Genomic DNA, 24,365 nt, shown 5'->3' on the forward strand with positions numbered 1-24,365 from the left:
GTTTAACAACTTATTTACTTTAGGAATTGATTGTCATGTCATTAACTAACGAACAATTAATCGAAGCGATCGCTTCGAAATCAGTATCAGAAATCGTTGAATTAATCGCAGCGATGGAAGAAAAATTCGGTGTTTCAGCAGCGGCAGCAGTAGCAGCAGCTCCAGCAGCAGGTGCAGCGGCAGCAGAAGAGAAAACTGAATTCGACGTAATCCTTGCTAACGCAGGTGCAAACAAAGTTGCTGTAATCAAAGCAGTACGTGGTGCAACTGGTTTAGGCTTAAAAGAAGCTAAAGACTTAGTTGAATCGGCACCAGCAGCATTAAAAGAAGGCATCTCTAAAGCTGAAGCTGATGCACTTAAGAAAGAATTAGAAGAAGCTGGCGCACAAGTAGAAATCAAATAATTTTTGATTTAACTTTTCCAGAACTTCAAGTTCAGAAAAAGCCAACGAGAAATCGTTGGCTTTTTCATTTTTATTAGGCGTTATCATTGCAAGCGGTCAAAATTTTCCCATTTTTTGCAACAGGATTGACCAAAATTGCGAATTTCTGCTATAATTGCCAACCATTTTTGCATTCCGGCTGACGGCTATAACTCCGTCAGCCTTTTGTGCTTGAACGCAATTGCTGATTTTGTCATTTTAATCAACAAATTTTGCAAATTTCCTGCCCATTTTGACCGCTTATAGTAGTGATTTTTGACTGTAAGTTAGGCAAATGGAAAATGACACCTCGTAAATTAATGCCACTTCCAACTCGTCCTGTGACAGTCGGATTGTGTAATCTTAACCAAAAAAATCAGAAGGCTATCTAACAATGGCATACTCATATTCCGAGAAAAAGCGTATTCGTAAGAGCTTTGGTAAGCGTCCACAGGTTCTTAACGTACCTTATCTATTAACAATTCAGCTTGATTCTTTTGAAAAATTTATTGAAAGAGATCCAGATGGACAACAAGGTTTAGAAGCGGCATTCCGTTCAGTATTCCCAATTGTGAGCAACAATGGTGCAACTGAATTACAATACGTTTCTTACGAATTAGGCGAGCCGGTATTTGACGTTCGTGAATGTCAAATTCGTGGTACAACCTATGCAGCGCCATTACGCGTAAAATTACGTTTAGTGACTTTTGATCGTGAAGCGGCAGCAGGCACGGTAAAAGACATTAAAGAACAAAACGTGTATATGGGCGAAATCCCATTAATGACCGACAACGGTACTTTTGTTATCAACGGTACTGAGCGTGTAATCGTATCTCAGTTACACCGTAGTCCGGGCGTATTCTTCGATTCTGACAAAGGTAAAACCCACTCATCAGGTAAGGTGCTTTATAATGCACGTATTATTCCTTACCGTGGTTCTTGGTTAGACTTTGAATTCGATCCGAAAGACAACCTTTACGCGCGTATTGACCGTCGTCGTAAATTACCGGCAACAATTATTCTGCGTGCTTTAGGCTATACCACAGAAGAAATTCTTTCAATTTTCTTCGAAAAAGTAACCTTTGAAATCCAAGATAACAAATTATTAATGGCATTGGTGCCAGAGCGTTTACGTGGTGAAACGGCTGCATTTGATATTGAAGCAGACGGTACAGTATATGTAGAACGTGGTCGTCGTATTACTGCGCGTCATATCCGTACTTTAGAAAAAGACGGCATTACTCAAATCGAAGTGCCGGTAGAGTATATCGTAGGTAAAGTGACAGCGAAAGATTATATCGATCTTTCAACTGGCGAATTAGTTTGTCCAGCAAATATGGAAATCTCAATGGAGATGTTAGCGAAATTATCGCAGGCAGGTTACAAAGAGATCGATGTGTTATTTACCAACGACTTAGATCACGGTCCTTATATTTCTGAGACATTACGTGTCGACCCAACTTATGACCGTTTAAGCGCATTAGTGGAAATTTATCGTATGATGCGCCCGGGCGAGCCACCAACAAAAGAAGCAGCGGAAGCGTTATTTGATAATATGTTCTTCTCTGCAGATCGTTATGACTTATCTGCGGTAGGTCGTATGAAGTTCAATCGTTCACTTAACCTTGCTGAAGGCGTAGGCTCAGGCATTTTAAGTAACGATGATATTATCGGCGTAATGCAAAAATTAATTGAGATTCGTAACGGTCGTGGTGAAGTGGATGATATCGACCACTTAGGTAACCGTCGTATTCGTTCTGTAGGTGAAATGGCAGAAAACCAATTCCGTATTGGTTTAGTGCGTGTGGAACGTGCAGTGCGTGAACGTTTATCGTTAGGTGATTTAGACGGTATTACTCCACAAGATTTAATCAATGCGAAACCAATTTCTGCGGCAGTGAAAGAATTCTTCGGTTCTTCACAACTTTCGCAATTTATGGACCAAAATAACCCGCTTTCAGAGGTGACACACAAACGTCGTATTTCGGCATTAGGTCCGGGCGGTTTAACACGTGAACGTGCAGGCTTTGAGGTTCGAGACGTACATCCGACTCACTATGGTCGTTTATGTCCAATCGAAACCCCAGAGGGTCCAAACATCGGTTTGATCAACTCACTTTCTGTGTATGCACGTACCAATAACTACGGTTTCTTGGAAACACCATTCCGTAAAGTGGTAAACGGTCAAGTAACCGAAGATATCGAGTATTTATCAGCAATCGAAGAAGGTAACTACGTTATCGCTCAGGCGAACTCTAACTTAGATGAAGAGTTCCGTTTCACTGATACATACGTAACTTGTCGTGGTGAACACGGTGAGTCAGGTTTATACAAACCGGAAGATATCCACTATATGGATATCTCAACACAACAAGTTGTTTCTGTGGCAGCAGCGTTAATTCCATTCCTTGAGCACGACGATGCGAACCGTGCGTTAATGGGGGCGAACATGCAACGTCAGGCAGTTCCAACATTACGTGCGGACAAACCACTTGTTGGTACGGGTATGGAAAAACCAATCGCACTTGACTCAGGTGTTGCGATTGTGGCGAAACGTGGTGGTACAGTTCAATATGTGGACGCATCTCGTATCGTAGTTAAAGTAAATGAAGATGAAACGATTCCAGGCGAAGCAGGTATCGACATCTATAACTTAATTAAATACACCCGTTCAAACCAAAATACTTGTATCAACCAAATTCCTTGTGTGAATTTAGGCGAACCAGTAGCACGTGGTGAGATCTTAGCAGATGGTCCTTCAACAGACTTAGGTGAATTAGCATTAGGTCAAAATATCCGTGTGGCATTCATGCCATGGAATGGTTATAACTTCGAAGACTCAATGTTAGTTTCTGAGCGTGTGGTACAAGAAGACCGTTTCACAACAATCCATATCCAAGAATTATCTTGTGTGGCGCGTGATACTAAACTTGGTGCGGAAGAAATCACTGCGGATATTCCAAACGTAGGTGAATCTGCATTAAGCAAACTTGATGAATCAGGTATCGTTTACGTTGGTGCGGAAGTTAAAGGCGGCGACATCTTAGTAGGTAAAGTAACGCCTAAAGGCGAAACCCAATTAACACCGGAAGAAAAACTTTTACGTGCAATCTTCGGTGAGAAAGCTTCTGACGTTAAAGATTCTTCATTACGTGTGCCAAACGGTACTTCAGGTACAGTTATTGATGTTCAAGTATTTACTCGTGATGGCGTTGAAAAAGATAAACGTGCATTAGAAATCGAGGAAATGCAGCTTAAAGAAGCGAAGAAAGATTTAACTGAAGAGTTAGAAATTTTAGAAGCTGGCTTATTTACACGCGTTCGCAATTTATTAGTTGAAGGTGGCGTATCTGAAGCTGAATTAGATAAAGTTTCTCGTGAGAAATGGTTAGAACAAACCTTAGATGACGAAGCGAAACAAAATCAATTAGAACAGCTTGCGGAACAACACGAAGAATTACGTAAAGAGTTCGAACGTAAACTTGAAATTAAACGCAACAAGATCATCCAGGGTGACGATTTAGCACCGGGCGTGTTAAAAGTCGTTAAAGTTTATTTAGCGGTTCGTCGTCAAATCCAACCAGGTGATAAAATGGCGGGTCGTCACGGTAATAAAGGGGTTATCTCGAAAATCAACCCAGTTGAAGATATGCCGTACGATGAAAACGGCCAACCGGTTGAGATCGTATTGAACCCGCTGGGCGTACCTTCACGTATGAACATCGGTCAGATCTTAGAAACACACTTAGGTTTAGCGGCGAAAGGTATCGGTGATCAGATTAATAAGATGATCAAACAGCAACAAGAAGTGGCTAAATTACGTGAATATATCCAAAAAGCGTACGATTTAGGTCGCGGTTCACAAGTTGTTGATTTAAGTACCTTTACTGATGAAGAAGTAATGCGTTTAGCAGAAAACTTACGTAAAGGTTTACCGCTTGCAACACCAGTATTTGATGGTGCGCACGAAGCTGAAATCAAAGGCTTATTAGAATTAGGTGGCTTACCGACTTCAGGTCAGATTACATTATTTGACGGTCGTACCGGTGAGAAATTCGAGCGTCCTGTAACCGTAGGTTATATGTATATGCTCAAATTGAACCACTTAGTTGACGACAAAATGCACGCTCGTTCAACAGGTTCTTATAGTCTTGTTACTCAGCAACCACTTGGTGGTAAAGCGCAGTTCGGTGGTCAGCGTTTCGGTGAGATGGAGGTTTGGGCATTAGAAGCATACGGTGCTGCTTACACCTTACAAGAAATGTTAACGGTTAAATCGGATGACGTGAACGGTCGTACGAAGATGTATAAAAACATCGTAGACGGCACACACCAAATGGAACCGGGGATGCCGGAATCATTCAACGTATTGTTGAAAGAGATTCGTGCCTTAGGTATTGATATGGAGTTAGACGAAGACTAGTCGTCAACCGTCAAGCGGTCGAATTTGGTAAAAATTTTGCAAAATTTGACCGCTTGTAAAACCAGATTTCCTCGTTTAGAGCCCTGCGTTCTAAGCAAAACTTTAATTCCTCACTAGGGGCAAAAAGTGAAAGACTTAGTAAAGTTTTTAAAAGCACAATCGAAATCGAATGACGATTTTGATGTAATTAAAATTGGTTTAGCGTCACCGGATAAAATCCGTTCTTGGTCTTTTGGTGAAGTAAAAAAACCGGAAACAATTAACTATCGTACCTTTAAACCTGAGCGTGATGGTCTTTTCTGTGCGCGTATCTTCGGACCGGTAAAAGATTACGAATGTCTTTGTGGTAAATACAAACGCTTAAAACACCGTGGTGTAATTTGTGAAAAATGTGGCGTTGAAGTAACCCAAACTAAAGTACGTCGTGACCGTATGGGGCATATCGAACTTGCGTGTCCGGTTGCGCACATTTGGTTCTTAAAATCACTTCCGTCCCGTATCGGTTTAATCTTAGATATGCCGTTACGTGATATTGAACGCGTACTTTATTTCGAATCTTATGTGGTTACTGAACCGGGTATGACTGATTTAGAAAAAAATCAGTTATTAACTGAAGAACAATATTGGGAAGCGGAAGAGCGTTGGGGTGACGAGTTTGAAGCGAAAATGGGTGCGGAAGGTATTCAAGCACTTTTACGCGATATGGACTTAGAGCACCAATGTGAAATGATGCGTGAAGAGTTACAAGAAACTAACTCTGAAACTAAACGTAAGAAAATCACAAAACGCTTAAAATTATTAGAAGCATTCCAACAATCTGGTAACAAACCGGAGTGGATGGTACTGACTGTGTTACCAGTGCTTCCACCGGATCTTCGCCCATTAGTACCACTTGATGGTGGTCGTTTTGCGACTTCAGATCTGAACGATTTATATCGTCGTGTGATCAACCGTAACAACCGTTTAAAACGCTTATTAGACTTAGTAGCGCCGGACATTATCGTACGTAACGAAAAACGTATGTTACAAGAGTCTGTTGATGCGTTATTAGATAACGGTCGTCGTGGTCGTGCGATTACAGGTTCTAACAAACGTCCATTAAAATCTCTTGCAGATATGATCAAGGGTAAACAAGGTCGTTTCCGTCAGAACTTATTAGGTAAACGTGTAGATTATTCAGGTCGTTCGGTAATCACCGTAGGTCCTTACTTACACCTACACCAATGTGGTTTACCGAAAAAAATGGCATTGGAATTATTCCGTCCGTTTATTTACTCTAAATTAGAATCTCGTGGCATTGCTTCAACAATCAAAGCTGCGAAGAAAATGGTCGAGCGCGAAGAACCGATCGTATGGGATATCCTTGCGGAAGTTATTCGTGAACACCCAATTTTATTAAACCGTGCGCCAACACTTCACCGTTTGGGTATCCAAGCGTTTGAACCGTTATTAATTGAAGGTAAAGCAATCCAGTTACACCCACTTGTTTGTGCGGCGTTCAACGCGGACTTCGATGGTGACCAAATGGCGGTACACGTACCATTAACACTTGAAGCTCAGTTAGAAGCTCGTGCGTTAATGATGTCAACTAACAACGTACTTTCACCAGCAAGTGGTGACCCGATTATCGTACCTTCTCAGGACGTTGTATTAGGTCTTTACTACATGACGCGTGAGAAAGTAAATGCGAAAGGTGAAGGGATGTACTTCCTTGACCCACGTGAAGCGGAAAAAGCATACCGTACCGATCAAGCTGAATTACACGCTCGTGTAAAAGTTCGTATTACCGAACACGTGAAAAACGAAGCGGGTGAGTTAGTTGCGGAAACTAACTTAGTGGATACCACTATCGGTCGCGCAATCTTATGGATGATCGCACCGAAAGGTATGCCGTTTAAAGTATTCAACCAAACGTTAGGTAAAAAAGCGATTTCAAAATTAATCAATGAAAGCTACCGTCGTTTAGGTTTAAAAGAATCTGTAATTCTTGCTGACCAAATCATGTATACCGGTTTCGCATACGCTGCTCGTTCAGGTGCGTCAGTTGGTATCGATGATATGGTAATTCCAGCGCAGAAAAATGAAATTATCCGCGCGGCGGAAGCAGAAGTTGCAGAGATTCAAGAACAGTTTAACTCAGGTCTTGTAACTGCAGGCGAACGTTATAACAAAGTAATCGATATTTGGGCGGCTGCAAACGAACGTGTTGCAAAAGCAATGATGGAAAACCTTTCAACGGAAGAAGTCATCAACCGTGAAGGTAACCCGGAAAAACAAGCGTCATTCAACAGTATCTTTATGATGGCTGACTCGGGTGCACGTGGTTCTGCAGCTCAGATTCGTCAGTTAGCGGGTATGCGTGGTCTTATGGCTCGTCCGGACGGCTCGATTATCGAAACACCGATTACCGCAAACTTCCGTGAAGGTCTGAACGTTCTTCAGTACTTTATTTCAACCCACGGTGCGCGTAAAGGTCTTGCGGATACCGCATTAAAAACAGCGAACTCAGGTTACTTAACACGTCGTTTAGTAGACGTAGCACAAGACTTAGTAATCACTGAAGATGACTGTGGTACACACGAAGGTATCGTGATGACGCCGTTAATCGAAGGTGGTGACGTTAAAGAAGCATTACGTGATCGTGTATTAGGTCGTGTGGTGGCAGAAGACGTATTAAAACCGGGTACGGAAGAAGTATTAATTCCACGTAACACCTTAATCGATGAGAAATGGTGTGATGTGATTGATGCGGAATCTGTAGACGTAATCAAAGTACGTTCGGTGGTAACTTGTAACACAGACTTCGGTGTGTGTGCGAAATGTTACGGTCGTGACCTTGCTCGTGGTCACCTTATCAACCAAGGTGAAGCAGTGGGTGTTATCGCAGCGCAATCAATCGGTGAACCGGGTACACAGTTAACCATGCGTACGTTCCACATCGGTGGTGCGGCTTCTGCGGCAGCAAAAGAATCTAGCATCCAAGTGAAAAACGCAGGTACGATTAAGTTAACTAACGCTAAATTTGTAACTAACAAAGAAGGCAAAATCGTATTAACTTCACGTAACACAGAATTAACCGTTATCGACACATTCGGTCGTACCAAAGAAAACTATAAAGTACCTTACGGTGCAGTGCTTTCTAAAAACGACGGTGCAGAAGTTGCAGTAGGTGAAGTAGTTGCGAACTGGGATCCGCATACAATGCCGGTAATCTCAGAGGTAAGCGGTCGTATCCAATTCAGCGACATCGTAGATGGCTTAACCGTTACTCGTCAAACCGACGAATTAACCGGTTTATCCTCTATCGTGGTGCAAGATGTGGGTGAGCGTGCAACAGCAGGTAAAGATTTACGTCCAGCATTACGTTTAGTAGATGCACAAGGTAACGATATCTTAATTCCAGGCACAGACGTTGCAGCACAATACTTCTTACCGGGTAAAGCAATCGTAACCTTAGATGACGGTGCAGAAATCGAAGTCGGTGAAGCATTAGCACGTATTCCACAAGAATCTGTGGGTACGAAAGATATTACCGGTGGTCTTCCACGCGTAGCAGACTTATTCGAAGCACGTAAACCGAAAGAGCCAGCAATCCTTGCTGAAATTTCAGGTATCGTGTCATTCGGTAAAGAAACTAAAGGTAAACGTCGTTTAGTGATCACTCCGGCGGAAGGCGAAGCATTCGAAGAAATGATTCCAAAATGGCGTCAGCTCAACGTATTCGAAGGCGAAATGGTACAACGTGGTGACGTAATCTCTGATGGTGCAGAAACTCCGCACGACATCTTACGTTTACGTGGCGTTCACGCTGTAACAGATTACATCGTAAACGAAGTACAAGAAGTTTACCGCTTACAAGGGGTAAAAATTAACGATAAACACATCGAAGTTATCGTTCGCCAAATGTTACGTAAAGCGGTTATCACCAACGCATACGACAGCGAATTCCTCGAAGGGGAACAAGTTGAAGTGGCTCGCGTGAAAATTGCTAACCGTAAACGTGCAGAAGAAGGCAAACCACTTGTTGAGTTCGAACGTGAATTACTTGGTATTACCAAAGCATCGCTTGCAACTGAGTCATTTATCTCAGCAGCGTCGTTCCAAGAAACAACACGTGTTCTTACTGAAGCAGCAGTGGCAGGTAAACGTGACGAATTACGTGGCTTGAAAGAGAACGTAATCGTAGGTCGTTTAATCCCAGCTGGTACAGGTTTCGCATACCACCAAGCACGTGCGAAAAAACGTAGCCAACAAGAACAAGCGGTCGCTTTCGAAGCACCAGTTGCACCGGCTAACGTATTCGCAACCGATACTGATATCGAAGCCGAATTCGAATTCGTTGCAGACGATGCAACTCAAAGCCTAGCAGCGTTATTAAACGCAGGTGATGAAGAGTAATTCGTATCGATAGATAGAAAAAAGTAAAGCCTCCAGAACGAAAGTCCTGGGGGCTTTTTGTTGTTTTAGTAAAGTATTATAATTATCTAACTTATAACTTTATAATTAAGGCAGATAATGGAAGAGTTTGGTAATTATAATATTGAATCTAGTAAAATGATTGGTTCAGGAACCTTTGGAGTTGTACATGAAGTTAAAGTTTATAATAAATCAAAAACTTGTATGACTTCTTTTGCAAGAAAGTGTTTTTCTCCAAGCTATAATCCTGAGAAGGAAGAGTTATTAGAGTTACGAGAGCGTTTTAATAGAGAAGTCAAGTTTCAGGCAAGTTGTTTCCATCCGAATATAGTTCATATATGTATGTATGATTTAAGTGCAGAAAAACCATGGTTTATCATGGAGTTAGCAGAATCTAGTTTGGAAGAGGTTCTTCAGAGTGATGATTGTGTAGAAGGTAGCAGGAAATTATCAGAGTTAGAAAAAGTTAATATTTTCAAAATGATACTATCAGGTGTAAATTATATGCACAATAAAGGATTACTACATAGAGATCTAAAACCGTTAAATATACTAAAATTTGCTGATGGGATATTTAAAATTTCAGATTTTGGTTTAGTAAAAAATTTAAATAGCGATTCAACACCACTTACTCAAATTGGACAACAAATTGGTACAACTAAATATATGGCACCAGAGATACAAAGTGGTGGCAATTATACAATTTCTTCAGATATTTATGCTATAGGAGTAATTCTTGAAGAATTAACACTAAGTGAAAGATATGAACATATAATAACTAAATGTACTGATAGAAGACCTACCAAGCGATATGCATCAGTTCAAGAAATTATTAATGATGTGAACAGTATAGGAGAAAGCGAATAGTATGATTATACCGTTATCTACAAGTACTTTTTCTTTTCCAAGGAATTCTAAAAAAGTAAATCAAGATGCTGTTCTGTCTCCTGTAAAAGTAGGAGATGGTTATTTATTTGCTATTGCAGATGGCGTAGGGGGATATTTAGGTGGTGAATTAGCTTCTAATATAGCTATATCTTACTTAAGAGAAATAATGGATCCTAAATTTCTTTTTAATGTGTTTAAAGAAAGTTTAAATAGAATTTCGAAGTTAGACTCGGAGTATAAAAGGGCTTCGACAACATTAACATTTGCCTATTTAGATGATAAGGGATTACAAATAGGACATATTGGTGATTGTCGTCTTTATATCAAGGATGGTAATAAATTACGCCAGAAAACTAAAGATCATACATCTCATCAGAAACTATTAGATGAGAAAATTTATACTAAGAAAGAGTTGGCTTGTATGGATGGTAAAAATGTTATTACGACTGCAATATCAACTCAGATAGATATGAATTATGATGAAATATTTATACCAATAAATGAACTAAAAGATCATAATAATGAAATTTTCATTTGTATTATGTCTGATGGTTCGCATCATGATTGGTCTATTAGACCTAGGTTTTCTGATAACACTATGAATAATACGTCTAGATTTGCAGCTGCACTACGGAAGAGAATTGAAAAAAATCCTAAGGATGATTATTCATTGATTTATTGTCAATTTAAACTCGAATAGACTATCCGATAGTACCCATCCCCTGACGGGTGCCATGTTTGAATCCTACTGAAAGTTTGTACAAGCACTAGTCAGAGACTAGCGCTATCATTTTTAGGTCGAGTAACCGGAAAATAAAAACCAAGCGGTTAAATTCCCCTATGATTTTGCAAAAAATTCGGGAAATTTAACCGCTTATGTTTTATAAATTTACAGATACTTGCTGAATAAAGGGCATGGGTTTTTGTTGGGCTTGCCATAAATCATAATTGGCTTGTTGGTGGAGCCAGCTTTCTGGACTTCGGCTGTTTTTGCCTAACTAAGCGTACAAGTTGATTGGCATTTCTGTGCTGATTTCTGACTTTTCATTAAGTAAACAACACTTCTTTTGCTTTTATTTATGGTATATACTTTTGGTATATACCAATATTAGTTTTAAAGGAGAACAAAATGGAAGCATCAGTATTTATGACAAACCGTAGTCAGGCGGTACGATTGCCTGCAGAAGTGCGTTTTGCAAGTGATGTAAAAAAACTTTCTGTAAGAGTGGTAGGCAATGAACGTATTTTGGCTCCAATTAACCAAAGTTGGGATAGCTTCTTTCTGGGTTCGTCAATGGTAAGCGATGATTTTATGACAGAGCGTGAAATCAGCACTCAAGCAGAACGTGAGGAACTGTAATGCTGGCTTATATGCTTGATACTAATATTGCGATTTATGTGATTAAACGCAGACCTATTGAAGTGCTGGATAAGTTTAATTTAAATTCCACTCGTCTTTGCGTGAGTAGTATTACAGCGGCTGAGTTATATTATGGTGCAGAGAAAAGCCAGTTTCCGGAACGAAATATGGCAGCAATTGAGGATTTTCTTTCTCGTTTAACGATTCTTGATTATACGCATAAGGCGGCTACTCACTTTGGTAATATCAAAGCACATTTATCTAAGCAAGGTAAGATCATCGGCGAGAACGATATTCATATTGCCGCACATGCAAGAAGTGAAGGACTCGTATTAGTAACCAATAACTTGCGTGAATTTGAACGTGTGGAAGGATTACGATTAGCTAATTGGGTATAGCTTTTGTTGCGTTCGATAATGCCAGTTTCTCAAGGGACGTTTTTTATATCCTAACAAATATTTCTAATCTAAGTGAAAAAACCAAGCGGTTAAATTCTCCTATAATTTTGCAAAAAATTCGGGAAATTTAACCGCTTATGTTTTATAAACTTACAGATACTTGCTGAATAAAGGGCATGGGTTTTTGTTGGGCTTGCCATAAATCGTAATTGGCTTGTTGATGGAGCCAACTTTCCGGGCTTGGGCTATTTTCACCTAACCAAGCGTGCAGACGGATTGCCATTTCTGCGCTGATTCCTGACTTTTCATGAAGTAAACGTGAGAGAGTTACTCGGTTTACACCAAGTTGTTTAGCGGCTTCCGTTACGCTTAATCCAAGTGAAGGTAAAATATCTTCACGTAAAATTTCGGCTGGGTGTGGTGGGGCGTGCATTCGCATAAGTTCTCCTAGTGATAATCTTGATAGTCAACGATTTCCGCATGCCCATTTTCTAATTTAAAAGTAATTCGCCAATTTGCATTTACTTTTACCGACTAATGATTTTTCAATGAACCTGACAGCGGATGTAAGTTCCAACCTAGGATATTCATATCCTGCACGGTTTTGGCACTATCTAATCTTGCTAAAATTCTTTTTAATTTTGCTTAGTGTGCCACGATAATCCCAGCGGTATTTCCAGTAAGATAGAAGAGTTATAATCCTTTATGCTTAAATGATAGAATCATTATACGTCTCTTATTGTAGTGTTAGGCACTACATCTCTCAAGTTTAATAATGATTGTTTATTATTCAGGTTGAGGGATTATTCAAGAGATTATTTTTGTTTTATCGATATGGATCGCAAAAATTCTAGGATATCCGCTAGCGCCAGTCTTCTGGCGGGAGGTTGTGTCTTAATCATAATGAAAGAACAAATCTCCCCTAGCCCCTCTTTGCTAAAGAGGGGAATATCATTCTTTAAATATTAGTAAGTTATGATGTTTAAAACATCCGTTGCCAGAAACGAACGAATAGAGGGTAGAGCATAAAAAAACAAGCGGTCAAATCCCTCCGACTTTTTGCAAAAATCTTGAGGAATTTAACCGCTTGTATTGTATCGATTACTCTAAACCGACAATTTTCCAGCGGTTGTGAGACACGCCTTCCACTTTGCCTTTTTTCACGTTAGAGATGTAATCGATCATCATATTTTGAATGGTGCCGGCTTCGCTGCCCATTGCGACTTTAGATTCCCATAATACCGGGATTTGTTGTCCTTCCCATACGCCGCCTTTTTTGATGAGCTGTTCATAGCGATATGAGTTCATACCGAGTTTGATTTTGCTGTCATCAGTGATTGCGGTGCCGTTGGCAAGGCTAAGATCAACAATTTTCTCGCCGCTTGGTTTGCGTAAATCAATGTTGAATTTTACGCCGCCGAAAATATCAAACGTGACGTATTTCGATTTGCCACGTTTTTCATTGATACGGTAGTCTTTATCTTGCGGCTGAATTGTATCGAAGTAATCTGCCGACCAGTTCATATATGCCTTGAGCTGTTTGCCGGTTACTTCATAAACGCTCACATCACCGCCCGCATAGCGATAGTTATAGATAATATCTTTTTTCTTAATATCGCCTTTGTCTAAACGTACGGTTTGGTGGTCGAAGGCAAAAGACACGACGTCCGCTTTACTGTAATGTTGTTGCACGTCATTAATCAATGAAGATAAACCGGTATCTTGCGTGAAGGCAATCGCTACGCCGTGATTTTTACCTTGCGGAATCATAGTTTGTGCTGTTTCGCCAATTTTCACATTGTTCAAACGGCGTAATTCGTCATGATACGGTTGGTAAATTTTTTCGATTGCCGGATCTGAAGCCAATGCTTTAACCGGTACGGTTTTTGCATTTTTTGAAAGTAATTTCACTTTGCCGTCATCTGCGACATCAAAGGCTAAATCCACTTCTGAAACTACGGTACCGTAGCGGTGCGGTTCGGTAATCAGTGTATTTTTGATGGTTTCCGCCGAGACGTTTTTGTGCATATGACCGGCGATAATCACATCAATGCCTTCCACATTATTGACTAAATCCGCTACGCCTGTATCAGGGATATTATTTTCGTTTTCAATCCCCATATGCGCTAACACGATAATCGCATCAACCCCTTTCGCTTTTAACTCGGCAATTTGTGTCTTCGCTTCTTCGCTTGGCGAGCTGAATTTCATCTCATCAAGGTGATGGGTATCTTTTTCGAAGGTTGCCGACATTGGTGTGGTTAAACCGATTAAACCGAGTTTTACACCGTCTTTTTCAATAATATCGGTTGCGGTTACATAACGTTTACCGTCTTTTTTGTAGTAGAAGTTGGCAGTTAATATTTTGGCATTAATGTCTTTAATGATTTCATTTAAAGCGGTCATACCGAAGTTAAATTCGTGGTTACCTAAAATAAAATAGTCGTATTTCATTTCGTTTAATACTTTAGGAACCGGGTTGTCTTTGTAGTATTTTTTCGTTTTAGCAAAAACTTCTACTTGGTTGTCTTGAATCGCATCACCGATATCGACTAACACTACATTTTTATTATTTTGGCGTACCTCTTTTACATAGGTGGAAATTTGCGCGTAAGAACCGGATTTGTCCTCAATATCCGCGCCATAGTTCCAAGGTACGATACGCCCGTGAACATCCGATGTGCCTAAAAATTTAATATTCACTTCTTTAGCGACTGCAACGCTCGCCGCAGACAATACAAATAAAGTACTGAGTACTTTTTTCATGATGCTCTCCTTGAGAGATAAGTAGGGATAGATAGATTCCAAGCTATTTTAGCTTAGGCCGATTACAATTTGTAATCAATTGAACGAGTTTTTCTGGAAAATGTGACCTTATCGACATAAATTGGAGTGTTTACGAAACAAGCAAGCGGTCGAATTTCGCAAAAAATTTGCAAAATTTGACCGCTTGTAATGAAAAGCTATAAACCTATTGCATAGCGCAACGCTTTTTTCTTGAGAGGTGTGATTTTTTCCGCCAGTACCAAGCCTAAATTTCGGGCAACTTTTACCGGTAATAACTCGGTTTTGAATGCCTTATAAAAAACATCCATACCGGTTTGCATCAATAAATTGTCGGGTTTACGTTTATGTTCATAACGTTTAAGCACTGCTTCATTTGCAAAGTTTTCGCCTTTTTTGACCGCTTGTTCAATCACTTCCAATAACACTTGCACATCTTTAAAACCGAGATTGACACCTTGCCCAGCAAGCGGATTGATCGTGTGCGCCGCATCGCCAATTAGCACCACACCGTTCTTGACGTAATGTTGGGCATGTTGGCGAGTGAGCGGAAAACTAGCGGCATTTACTACTTCCACTTTGCCTAAACGGGCAGGGAAATGCTGCTGAATTTCAGCGGTGAGTTTTTCTGAAGACAATTGTTTTAGCTGAGTAATGCGTTGCGGTGCGTCATACCATACGACACAACCGTTGTGATCTGATAGAGGTAAAAATGCACGAGGGCCGCTCGGGAAGAATTGTTGCCAGGTAACCGATTGTTGTGGTAATTCGGTTTTCACTGTGGCAAGCAAACAATGTTGGCGATATTGCCAGCTGGTTAGCCCAATACCCGCCCAGTTACGCACTTGTGAGTTTGCGCCGTCCGCAGCAATCAGCAATGGGGCGGTAAATGTTTGCTCATCAACGGTTACCGTCCATAATTGTTCGTGATAATTTGCAGAAATTTGCGAAAATCCGACCGCTTGTTGGCAGTTTGGATACTGGTTTAAGGCTTGCCATAAACCGAGCTGAATCGCATTATTTTCCACCATAAAGCCGAGCTTATCCAAGCCGATTTCCATTGCATGAAAAGCGGTATTAAACCCTTCGATTTCCCAAGTTTCCAAACCGTCATACGGGCAAACTCGCATTTGGCTGATCGCCTGCCAAGCGCCCAGTTCTTTAAGCAGTTTGACCGAGGTAATACTGATAGCGGAAATGCGTAAATCATAAGCGGCATTCGCATCAAATGAGGGAAGCGGATTTTTTTCGATTAACGCGATATTTAACCCTTGCTTCGCCAAGCCGAGCGCCGCCGCTGCCCCGACCATACCGCCACCGATAATGATAATATCCTGTGTTTTCATTTTGCCCCTCATTTGCTGAATATTGATGCCATATTATAACGTTTTAATCACCGGAACTAACTCTATATTTAGTGCTTTTAGGATTTTTAGCTTGGATTTAATAGAGAGGAAACTTATTTTTGCGATCCTGATCGAGAAAAGCGATTTTGTTGCTGTGACGTAGAACATTTATCTTTTACCCTCCTAACAATTTTTAGGAGGGAAGATGTCTTTAGCCATTGTTTATAGTCGTGCATCAATTGGTGTGGAAGCACCGTTGGTAACGATTGAAGTACATTTGAGTAACGGAAAACCGGGGCTAACGATTGTCGGCTTGCCGGAAACTACAGTAAAAGAAGCGGGTGATCGGGTGCGTAGTGCGTTAATGAATGCTAATTTTATGTACCCTCCGCAACGGATCACAATTAACCTCGCACCGGCGGATCTACCTAAAGAGGGTGGGCGTTTTGATCTGCCGATTGCTATCGGGATCTTAGCTGCTTCTGGGCAGATGGATTCGGATCGTTTAAAACAGTTTGAGTTTTTGGGGGAACTGGCTTTAACCGGTGCGTTACGAGGAGTTCACGGTGTGATTCCGGCAGTAATTTCCGCCGAAAAAGCCAAACGACAGATGATTATCGCCCGCCCGAATGTGAATGAAGCCTCGTTAGTTTCGAATGCCGAAACCTATTTTGCCAGTTCCTTATTGCAGGTGGTCAATTTTATGAATAAGCGAGATAGCCTACCTATTGCTCAGCAGATTCTGCAAAAAACGCAAGAAATTCAACCGCTTGTAAAACGTGATTTAACCGACATTATCGGGCAACAGCACGCTAAACGAGCACTAATGATTGCGGCTGCTGGACAACATAATTTACTTTTCCTTGGGCCTCCCGGTACCGGCAAAACGATGCTCGCCAGCCGTTTGGCGGATTTATTACCGGCAATGAGTGATGACGAAGCGATTGAAACTGCTTCGGTCACTAGTTTGGTACAAAACGAATTGAATTTTCATAACTGGAAAGAGCGCCCGTTTCGAGCACCACATCACAGTGCATCTATGGTAGCGTTGGTGGGTGGTGGTTGTTAAATATATAAAATCCAGTCAAACAATATAAATAATTGGCACTTGATATATAAGATCATTTATAATCTAAGAATCCGTTTTAAGTGTATGAAAAGAATATAGATTATGTCATTCGTAAATAAACTTATCAAAAATGAAGTCACCGATGAACCTTATGACGGTTTCTGTCCTGATTTTTCAGAATATTTTGACAAACTCAAATATCCTGATAACTACAAAGAATTAAATCCAAGACCTACACCACCAATTCAAGGTAGCAGTTGGTATTCTCCTTCTTATAAATATATTGTTGTTTGGTATGATGACAAGCTGATTTTTCATCGAAAACACACTCAAGCAAACGTTAAGGTTAAGCTGGTAAATTTAACTCACCCTACTTATGGAGATGTTCCTAAACTTAGCGTGCTATACATTATCGTTCCTATCAATATTCTTCATTATTTCTCTATCGGTAGTGTTTGGAAAAATGGCAAAGCGATAGAACAAGTACAATTAAACGAATATCTCATTACAGCGAATCAAGAAATTAGCGAAGAAAGAGATAACGTCAGCTATTGCTCTTTTAATGACACAAAACATCAAAGATATAACACCCCATTTGAACCCAACTTATACACCATCGATTCAGATTGCAATAATTACAGACATGACCAAAATCAGCTAATCAAAATTCAGCAAGAAGGCACGAATTTTATTATTCATCCATTACAGCTTTTTTGTAGTCATTATGGAATGTCGGCAGATATAAAGAGAATCTTAGCCACATACAACTGGGATAAAGTTAGAGAGCGTTTTTATTTAGACGAAAACGAAGCGTCCTTACATTCTCAAAAACACGTTCTTTTACCAAAACATTTCGTAAAAAAAGATTCTATCTTTCTATACCACTTAAAATATGACCCAACCACATCATATAAAGTAAAGAAACTTAGTCAGGAGATACTTCTCTCACATCAAACTCATAGTTCTATCAACATTCCGTTTTGGCACACTCAACCCGTACAACTTAAAATTCGTGGGATTGAATTGGGTGACGCTGTATTGTGTGCGGAAGTTATTGGTATAAACCAGCCTGAAGGTGATGATATTTCACTTGTGCTATATCGCAATAAAAAAGAGAATGAAAAGAACATTTCCTCAAATGGAAATAAAAAACCAATTACCAAAATATATAAACGAGAAGTTAATACCGAATATCTCGGCACTAAGATTACAGATGGTGAACCTGATAACAGAACATCACAAAGTATCAGAAAGAGATTTGAAGAACTAGGACGAAAAAGAATTATCAATACTGTTGATGTTCAACATCAAAACAACAATCCATATCAAACGAAAGGAATACAACCTAAAGAAGCTAATGAATTAGGCTTTGGTGACCGATATGGTGCAGAGGGGAATGTTGGATTAGCGGCTTGCTATTTAGATGATTCGGCAGAAAGTAAAGATATAAAATTATATCGCCTCTGGGATATGGCAAAAGACTTCGCTTTGTTAAATCGTGGAACAGTACATTGGTTTACACCAAATAAAGGATTTTGTGACAATGATGATTTGGTATTTTTATCGTTAGAAAATGATACTGCTTTTGCTTATCCTGAAATTGCACTTGTGATTCGTATGGTGCTTGGTAACGAAACATTTTTTATCATAGATTTTTCTCAAAAATCACACGATATTTCAATGAGTGGCATCGCCTACAAAGAAAGCAGTAACGAAGATTTCATCAGTCTTAATGATATTCAAAGCAGTAAATTAGCGGAAATACTAAGTGAAGTTATTCTTAAAGAACAGTTACCAACAGAATACATTTTAGAACAAAATCAATATCAAACCAAAATATCAACGTTTAGACACCCTACTGCCCAAAGTAGTAACTGGGTGTATAACGCAATAAACAAATTGACTACACGAGTATTATTAAAATAGAAACTATGTAAATGCCCGTTTTAAAGGAATCATAATGAATAAAACAATTTCCCTGCTTCTATCGGCTATATCAGGCTTTAGCTATGCTAATAGCTACCAATATAACAATAATCCATACTTTAATAATCAATATGGAAATATAGAAAAACATTACGACCCGCACTATATGTATAACTATCGTACTGGTATAGCTGGCAATTATACATATAACTACGATGTAGAGGATATAGACGGTTCAGGTGCTTATGGTGATTGCGATATGACTGGGAAATATGGTTATTGCATTATTGTGAATGAATATGGCGACGTGGTTCAGGCTGAAGCTGAATGGATCGATTATGGTGTGATGATTGTCATTGATGAATATGGCAATGAGTATGAAATGGAAGCTCAATAAAATAATACAACTATTATGAATAACAAACAGAATAATTTAATTATATCCCCTAATTTTATAGGGAAACTTTTTGGAAAATTAAAACAAGTAGAGCTAAAGCGTGATGGGATTTTATATACATCTAAAAATGGAGATGTAAATCAATATCCAATCAAAGATATAAAGTATTTTCCTACTCTTAGTAAGAGCCTACTAGGGAATGTGATTAGCTTTAAATTAAATGAAACAGCTATTTCATTTAATCTCTTGTCAAAAAATAACATTGAGCTTTTTCATGAAAAATTAGAAGGTCTTATTGCCAATAATCTTGAAAATAAATTCAAGCTTATTACTGATAATTTCGATGATCTTACTCAAAAACAGTTTCTTAGAGACTCTGATATACCGCAATTAAATGATAAGTTAAAACCTATTATTGCAAGATACTCCAAGGATAAAGAGATTTTTAATAAACACTTCAGTAGTAATTTGCTTAAGAAATTAGATTATATTTGTTCTATTTTTGAATCTAATGAACTAAATAAAGAGCAAATCAGAAGAGATTATGAAGACAATACTTTAAAATCTCGAAAGAATTTTTTTGATGTAGTTGAATCAAACCCATTAACACAACAGCAAAGACTTTCTGTTATTCGAAATAATGATATTAATATGGTTTTAGCTGCCGCAGGAACGGGAAAAACATCAGTGATGGTTGCTAAAGCACTTGATTTAATTGATTCAGGAAAAGCTACAAGTGATGAAATACTTATCCTTGCTTACAATAAAGATGCTGCGACAGAATTAACAGAACGATTAGAAGAACGAGCAAAACAAGCTAACTTAGAGTTAGCTGTACCTCCAAGTATATCAACTTTTCATGCTCTAGGGCGTAATATTATAAAAAGTTGCGGAAAATCAGTTCGCCTATCTAAATTTGTAGAAGATACAGCCAAATTAGATTTGTGGTTTACTAAATGGCTAGAAAATTACATTAAGGAAGATCCTGATAATTTGCCATTATTCCTATTACTATCTTATCAGCCAGTCGATCCATTCCAATTTAAAACTAAAGGGGAATACGATAGATACATTCGAGATAATGAATATAGAACTTTGCAAGGTGAACGCGTGAGGGGTTATCAAGAATTACTTATTGCGAACTGGCTATTTATGAATGGTATTAAGTATGAATACGAACCTAGATATGTATCAAAAAGACGTATTGAGGTTGGATTCGATTATAAACCTGATTTTGGGTTAGGGGATGGTGTTTACTTGGAGCATTTTGGTATTGATCGAGAAGGTAGAACTCGCCCTGATATTGATTCTGTAAAATACAATGCTGATATTGAGAAAAAACGTTTACTACATGAAGAGCATAATACAATTTTACTTGAAACATACCATTACAATTGGACTGAGAATAATCTCTACAAACGTTTAGAACAGTTAATGCAACAACAATTCATCGCTATCCGTCCTAGAACAGATAAAGAATTAAGAGATGCGTTAGAAGAATCAGGTATCTTTCAAGAAGGAAAAAATAGATATTTAAAATGCTTGCAGGCTATTCGTACAGAAAGATTAAATTATGCACAAGTTTTAAAACGTCTGACGGACGCCAAGATTGTGTATGCTAAAGAATACGCTACATTTTTGATGCGTATTCACGATGCTTATGTAAAACAATTAAGTGATGCTCAAGAAATTGATTTTGACGATATGATTTTACAGGCAACATCCCTAATTAAAGACGGTAGTTTTAAACCTAAATGGAAACATATTTTAGTAGATGAATTTCAAGATATTTCAATGGCTCGTTTAGAGTTATTAAAAGAAATTTACCAAAAAGGGCCTAGACCAATCTGGACTGTTGTTGGCGATGACTGGCAGTCTATTTATCGTTTTTCTGGTGGTAAATTAGAAGTAACTACTCAATTCAATAAGATAATTGGCTCTCATACACTGAGTAAATTAGAGAAAACTTATCGTTACAATAATAGTATTGCTGATACCGCAGGGCATTTTATTATGCAAAATCCTGAACAATACAAAAAGAATGTTGTAACTCATACTCAAGTAAGTGAATCCTGTGTTCATTTACATGACTCTTACATTGTGAAAAATGGGGAGAAACAAAGCAATATCAGTTTAAAAGCATTCGAGATTTACAAAAAAATCCGTGAGCAGCATCCAGAGGCATCGATTGCAGTCCTTGCAAGATACAGATACCTAATCAAAGAAGCTAAAGATGTCATTAAAGATCAAAGTGTGAAGTTTTGGACTTTTCATGGTTCTAAAGGGTTGGAAGCTGATTATTGTATCTTACTAGGATTCTTTCAAGGTAAAACAGGTTTTCCGAATGAAAATAAAGAAGAAGCTGTTATCGAAGCGTTATTACCAACGCTTGATGATTACCCCCATTCAGAAGAGCGCCGTCTCTTTTATGTAGCTTTAACACGAGCTAAAAAAGAAAGTTACTTAATTGCAGATGTGAATGCCCCATCGGAATTTATTAACGAATTATTATCACCACAATATAAACTTGATATAGTTTCTGATGGTTTCAAAAGTAAATATAGAAAAATCTTTAAGTGTCCTATATGTAGCACAGGGTACTTTGTGTTAAAAGTAGGAAAATTCGGTAACTTTTATTCTTGTACATCAGGATCTGTTTGCCGTTCATCACCTAGAATTTGTGAAAAATGTGGTTCACCTTCAGTTGATACGGCAAACATGAGCATTTGCCAAAATCCAAATTGTCAAAACTCGTTCCCGATTTGCGATAAATGTGGTCGCCCTATGCGATTAAGAGAGGGTAAATTTGGTAAATTCTGGGGTTGTTCTGGATATGGCATTAAAGATGATCCATGTTCAAACACCCGAAAATATTTTATGTAAAATAGCATGAAAAGAAGGGAGCTTAAACAACCTTCTTCTATATTGTATTGTAAAACATACTAGTTTTGTATATGATATACATGTTGTGAAATAGATTTTCGCTATTATTAGGAATATTCGTTTATCAGCAAAACTGAACTAGCGTACGGAGTATCAGTGATTGCATTGTTTACAGTGTGATATGTTAATTTATTGACTAGAGCTTAGTAAAGAAATGCCTGTAAATATCTGAATATTCGAGAGTAAAATGAAGATTTATTTTCTCTCCCATTTGTGTGGTTTAGTTACACACATTTTTATGCAGAGGGGCATAAGTAAGCAATGTTATTATTTGCGATAGGGCTTTAAGCTGAACATAGTAACAGTAATTCACAATATACTTATATGGTAAATCCCCTCTGAATAAAAACAAATATAGATTATTATGGCAATTCATAAACGACATACTCTACAGACTAGTCCTCTATATGGTTTAAAACACCTTCATCAACTTCAACACCTTTTATATCATTCAAGATATTTTCGGAATACCAATATCGATCTGGATAAGCAATATAAATTAAGTGAAACAGCTCACAGAGAGGTGTTCTATCCAGATGATACACTATATAATTTTCATTCTGAACTGAACAAATTTTTATCTAAAATAGAAAAGCCTGAATTTATTAAATCTGGTAAAAAAGGTGAAAGCTATTTAACCCATGTGTCATCTCACATTAATAAAAATCAATATTTCTCACTAGATATACGTTCATATTATTCAAATATTAATAGGCTTGATGTCTTTAAATTTTTTAGAAATAATTTAGGTTGCTCTCATAAAATTGCTAATTATCTAGCTTATTTTTGTACCTATAAAGACCAATTACCTCTAGGTAGTCCAATGAGTATGAATCTAGCTTATTTTATTAATGAGCCAATGTTCTATTGCTTAAATGAAATTGCTGTTAAAAATAATCTATCAATGACTGTCTATGTGGATGATATAGCATTTTCAGGAAGAGTCATTACATCTAAAGTTAAATACGACATTATTGGTGTAATTAATAAACATGGTTATTCTATCAATGAAGATAAATTAAGATTCTACAAAAGTAAGAAAACTTATAGAGAAACATCAGGTCTCCTTATTTATAAGGGGAAGCTTTTACCAAATAAAGAAAAGCTAGATAAATTACATAAAATGTTAAGTGAATGGGATGCATTACTCCGCTTAGACAAACCTTTAGAAACCAAGAATCACTTTATTAGGTTAATTAGTTTTATTAGTTATCTTTGTCAAATAGATACTAAATATATGCAATTGAAATATAAGGTTATAAAGGAATATAACAACAAAAAAGAGGGAGATTTACTTGCAATATATCAAGATAGAATTACTGAATGGAATACGTTGCTTTCAAATCATGAAACATCCTTCCATGCTCTTAATGAAAAGCATGCTGAACTCAATGAGTTGATAAAAAATCTATCTAAACTGAATAAAAAACATCTAATACTATATAAACAGATAAAATACGAGCATGAAAAATTTAAAAAGCATAAAAGATCATCTATCGGAAGATTTTTTAGTGCTTTTAGTAAATACTTAGCTTAATGAAATATATTGATACAATTGCTACATAATAAAAAAATGCCGTCTGAAAAATTTTAGGCTTTCAGAAGGCATTGCTTAAATTGGATGCTGAACCAAGTATCGGACTATTACAACTACGTTGTCCGCCTACTTAGAGCTATTTTCTTCTAATTTAGAAAAGGTATTTGGGGATTGTTCATGATATTCATCAATTTGATCATGAGAAAGATTTTCTGAGCTTTTTAAACCCAATTCACCTTTAACCTTATCAATGATTGATATCAATTGTGTTCGGTTATCTTCTGTTTCTCGATACCCATGCTTACTTAAAAAATGATTTAATTCCCAGTCTTCAGACTTGCTTATGTATTTTCCTATTGGCTTACTCATAATTATGTTATCCCATCAAAACTAGCACCTAAAAAAATGTTTTAGTTTCATTAAAGCTAACTGACGCATATATTGGGGTTAATAGAT

15 protein-coding genes and 2 pseudogenes are annotated in these 24,365 nt (G+C 38.2%); 12 read left to right on the forward strand and 5 right to left on the reverse strand.

What is annotated here, in order from left to right; genetic code table 11:
• Positions 1-35 precede the first annotated feature (35 nt).
• The 7 genes from rplL (at position 36) to vapC (ending at position 11,907) form a co-directional block, all read left to right on the forward strand.
• Positions 36-404 carry a 50S ribosomal protein L7/L12 gene (gene rplL / locus C228_RS0108290; RefSeq protein WP_015674252.1) on the forward strand — a complete coding sequence of 123 codons (369 nt, stop codon included), beginning with the start codon at positions 36-38 and terminating at the stop codon, positions 402-404.
• A 412-nt stretch (positions 405-816) separates the two neighbouring features.
• Positions 817-4,845, forward strand: a complete 4,029-nt coding sequence (rpoB, locus tag C228_RS0108295) for a DNA-directed RNA polymerase subunit beta (protein ID WP_018652169.1) — start codon at positions 817-819, stop codon at positions 4,843-4,845.
• A gap of 126 nt (positions 4,846-4,971) precedes the next feature.
• A complete protein-coding gene (rpoC, locus tag C228_RS0108300) occupies positions 4,972-9,243 on the forward strand; it encodes a DNA-directed RNA polymerase subunit beta' (protein ID WP_018652170.1) in 4,272 nt (1,423 codons plus the stop codon).
• Positions 9,244-9,360: 117 nt separating this feature from the next.
• A complete protein-coding gene (locus tag C228_RS0108305; RefSeq protein WP_018652171.1) occupies positions 9,361-10,128 on the forward strand; it encodes a protein kinase family protein in 768 nt (255 codons plus the stop codon).
• A 1-nt stretch (position 10,129) separates the two neighbouring features.
• Positions 10,130-10,849, forward strand: a complete 720-nt coding sequence (locus tag C228_RS0108310) for a PP2C family protein-serine/threonine phosphatase (RefSeq protein WP_018652172.1) — start codon at positions 10,130-10,132, stop codon at positions 10,847-10,849.
• A 429-nt stretch (positions 10,850-11,278) separates the two neighbouring features.
• Positions 11,279-11,509, forward strand: a complete 231-nt coding sequence (gene vapB, locus C228_RS0108315; protein WP_018652173.1) for a type II toxin-antitoxin system VapB family antitoxin — start codon at positions 11,279-11,281, stop codon at positions 11,507-11,509.
• On the forward strand, positions 11,509-11,907 hold the full coding sequence (gene vapC, locus C228_RS0108320; RefSeq protein WP_018652174.1) for a type II toxin-antitoxin system tRNA(fMet)-specific endonuclease VapC: 399 nt from the start codon (positions 11,509-11,511) through the stop codon (positions 11,905-11,907). Before vapB ends, vapC begins: the two co-directional genes overlap by 1 nt.
• Before the next feature lie 142 nt (positions 11,908-12,049).
• On the opposite strand, the gene C228_RS0108325 is transcribed toward vapC, so the two are convergent.
• From C228_RS0108325 to C228_RS0108335, 4 genes and pseudogenes are all read right to left on the reverse strand, one after another.
• Positions 12,050-12,346: a HigA family addiction module antitoxin gene (locus tag C228_RS0108325; protein ID WP_018652175.1), complete on the reverse strand. Its 297-nt coding sequence runs from the start codon at positions 12,344-12,346 to the stop codon at positions 12,050-12,052.
• Between the two features lie 8 nt (positions 12,347-12,354).
• Positions 12,355-12,633, reverse strand: a pseudogene (locus C228_RS14155) (type II toxin-antitoxin system RelE/ParE family toxin).
• Between the two features lie 375 nt (positions 12,634-13,008).
• On the reverse strand, positions 13,009-14,673 hold the full coding sequence (locus tag C228_RS0108330; protein WP_018652176.1) for a bifunctional metallophosphatase/5'-nucleotidase: 1,665 nt from the start codon (positions 14,671-14,673) through the stop codon (positions 13,009-13,011).
• A 197-nt stretch (positions 14,674-14,870) separates the two neighbouring features.
• Positions 14,871-16,037, reverse strand: coding sequence for an FAD-dependent oxidoreductase (locus tag C228_RS0108335; RefSeq protein WP_018652177.1), 1,167 nt, complete (start codon positions 16,035-16,037; stop codon positions 14,871-14,873).
• 205 nt (positions 16,038-16,242) lie between these two features.
• On the opposite strand from C228_RS0108335, the pseudogene C228_RS0108340 reads away from it, so the two are divergent.
• The 5 genes and pseudogenes from C228_RS0108340 to C228_RS0108360 all read left to right on the forward strand — a co-directional run.
• Positions 16,243-17,100: pseudogene (locus C228_RS0108340) on the forward strand (YifB family Mg chelatase-like AAA ATPase); the annotation flags it as partial.
• A gap of 108 nt (positions 17,101-17,208) precedes the next feature.
• Entirely contained in the window at positions 17,209-19,032 is a 1,824-nt protein-coding gene (locus C228_RS0108345; RefSeq protein WP_018652179.1) for a hypothetical protein, read from the forward strand.
• 34 nt (positions 19,033-19,066) lie between these two features.
• Positions 19,067-19,429 (forward strand): hypothetical protein, encoded by a 363-nt coding sequence (locus C228_RS0108350; protein ID WP_018652180.1) that lies wholly within the window; start codon positions 19,067-19,069, stop codon positions 19,427-19,429.
• Positions 19,430-19,444: 15 nt separating this feature from the next.
• Positions 19,445-22,312 carry a UvrD-helicase domain-containing protein gene (locus tag C228_RS0108355; RefSeq protein ID WP_018652181.1) on the forward strand — a complete coding sequence of 956 codons (2,868 nt, stop codon included), beginning with the start codon at positions 19,445-19,447 and terminating at the stop codon, positions 22,310-22,312.
• A 424-nt stretch (positions 22,313-22,736) separates the two neighbouring features.
• The gene (locus C228_RS0108360) at positions 22,737-23,909 is read left to right on the forward strand and encodes a reverse transcriptase family protein (protein ID WP_018652182.1); all 1,173 of its coding nucleotides are present in this window, start codon (positions 22,737-22,739) and stop codon (positions 23,907-23,909) included.
• A 126-nt stretch (positions 23,910-24,035) separates the two neighbouring features.
• Here the strand turns inward: C228_RS0108360 and C228_RS13505 are convergent, their stop codons facing one another.
• Positions 24,036-24,278: a hypothetical protein gene (locus C228_RS13505; protein WP_018652183.1), complete on the reverse strand. Its 243-nt coding sequence runs from the start codon at positions 24,276-24,278 to the stop codon at positions 24,036-24,038.
• Between the last annotated feature and the right edge of the window lie 87 nt (positions 24,279-24,365).

Source organism: Actinobacillus capsulatus DSM 19761, assembly GCF_000374285.1.
GTDB classification, from domain to species: Bacteria; Pseudomonadota; Gammaproteobacteria; order Enterobacterales; family Pasteurellaceae; genus Actinobacillus; species Actinobacillus capsulatus.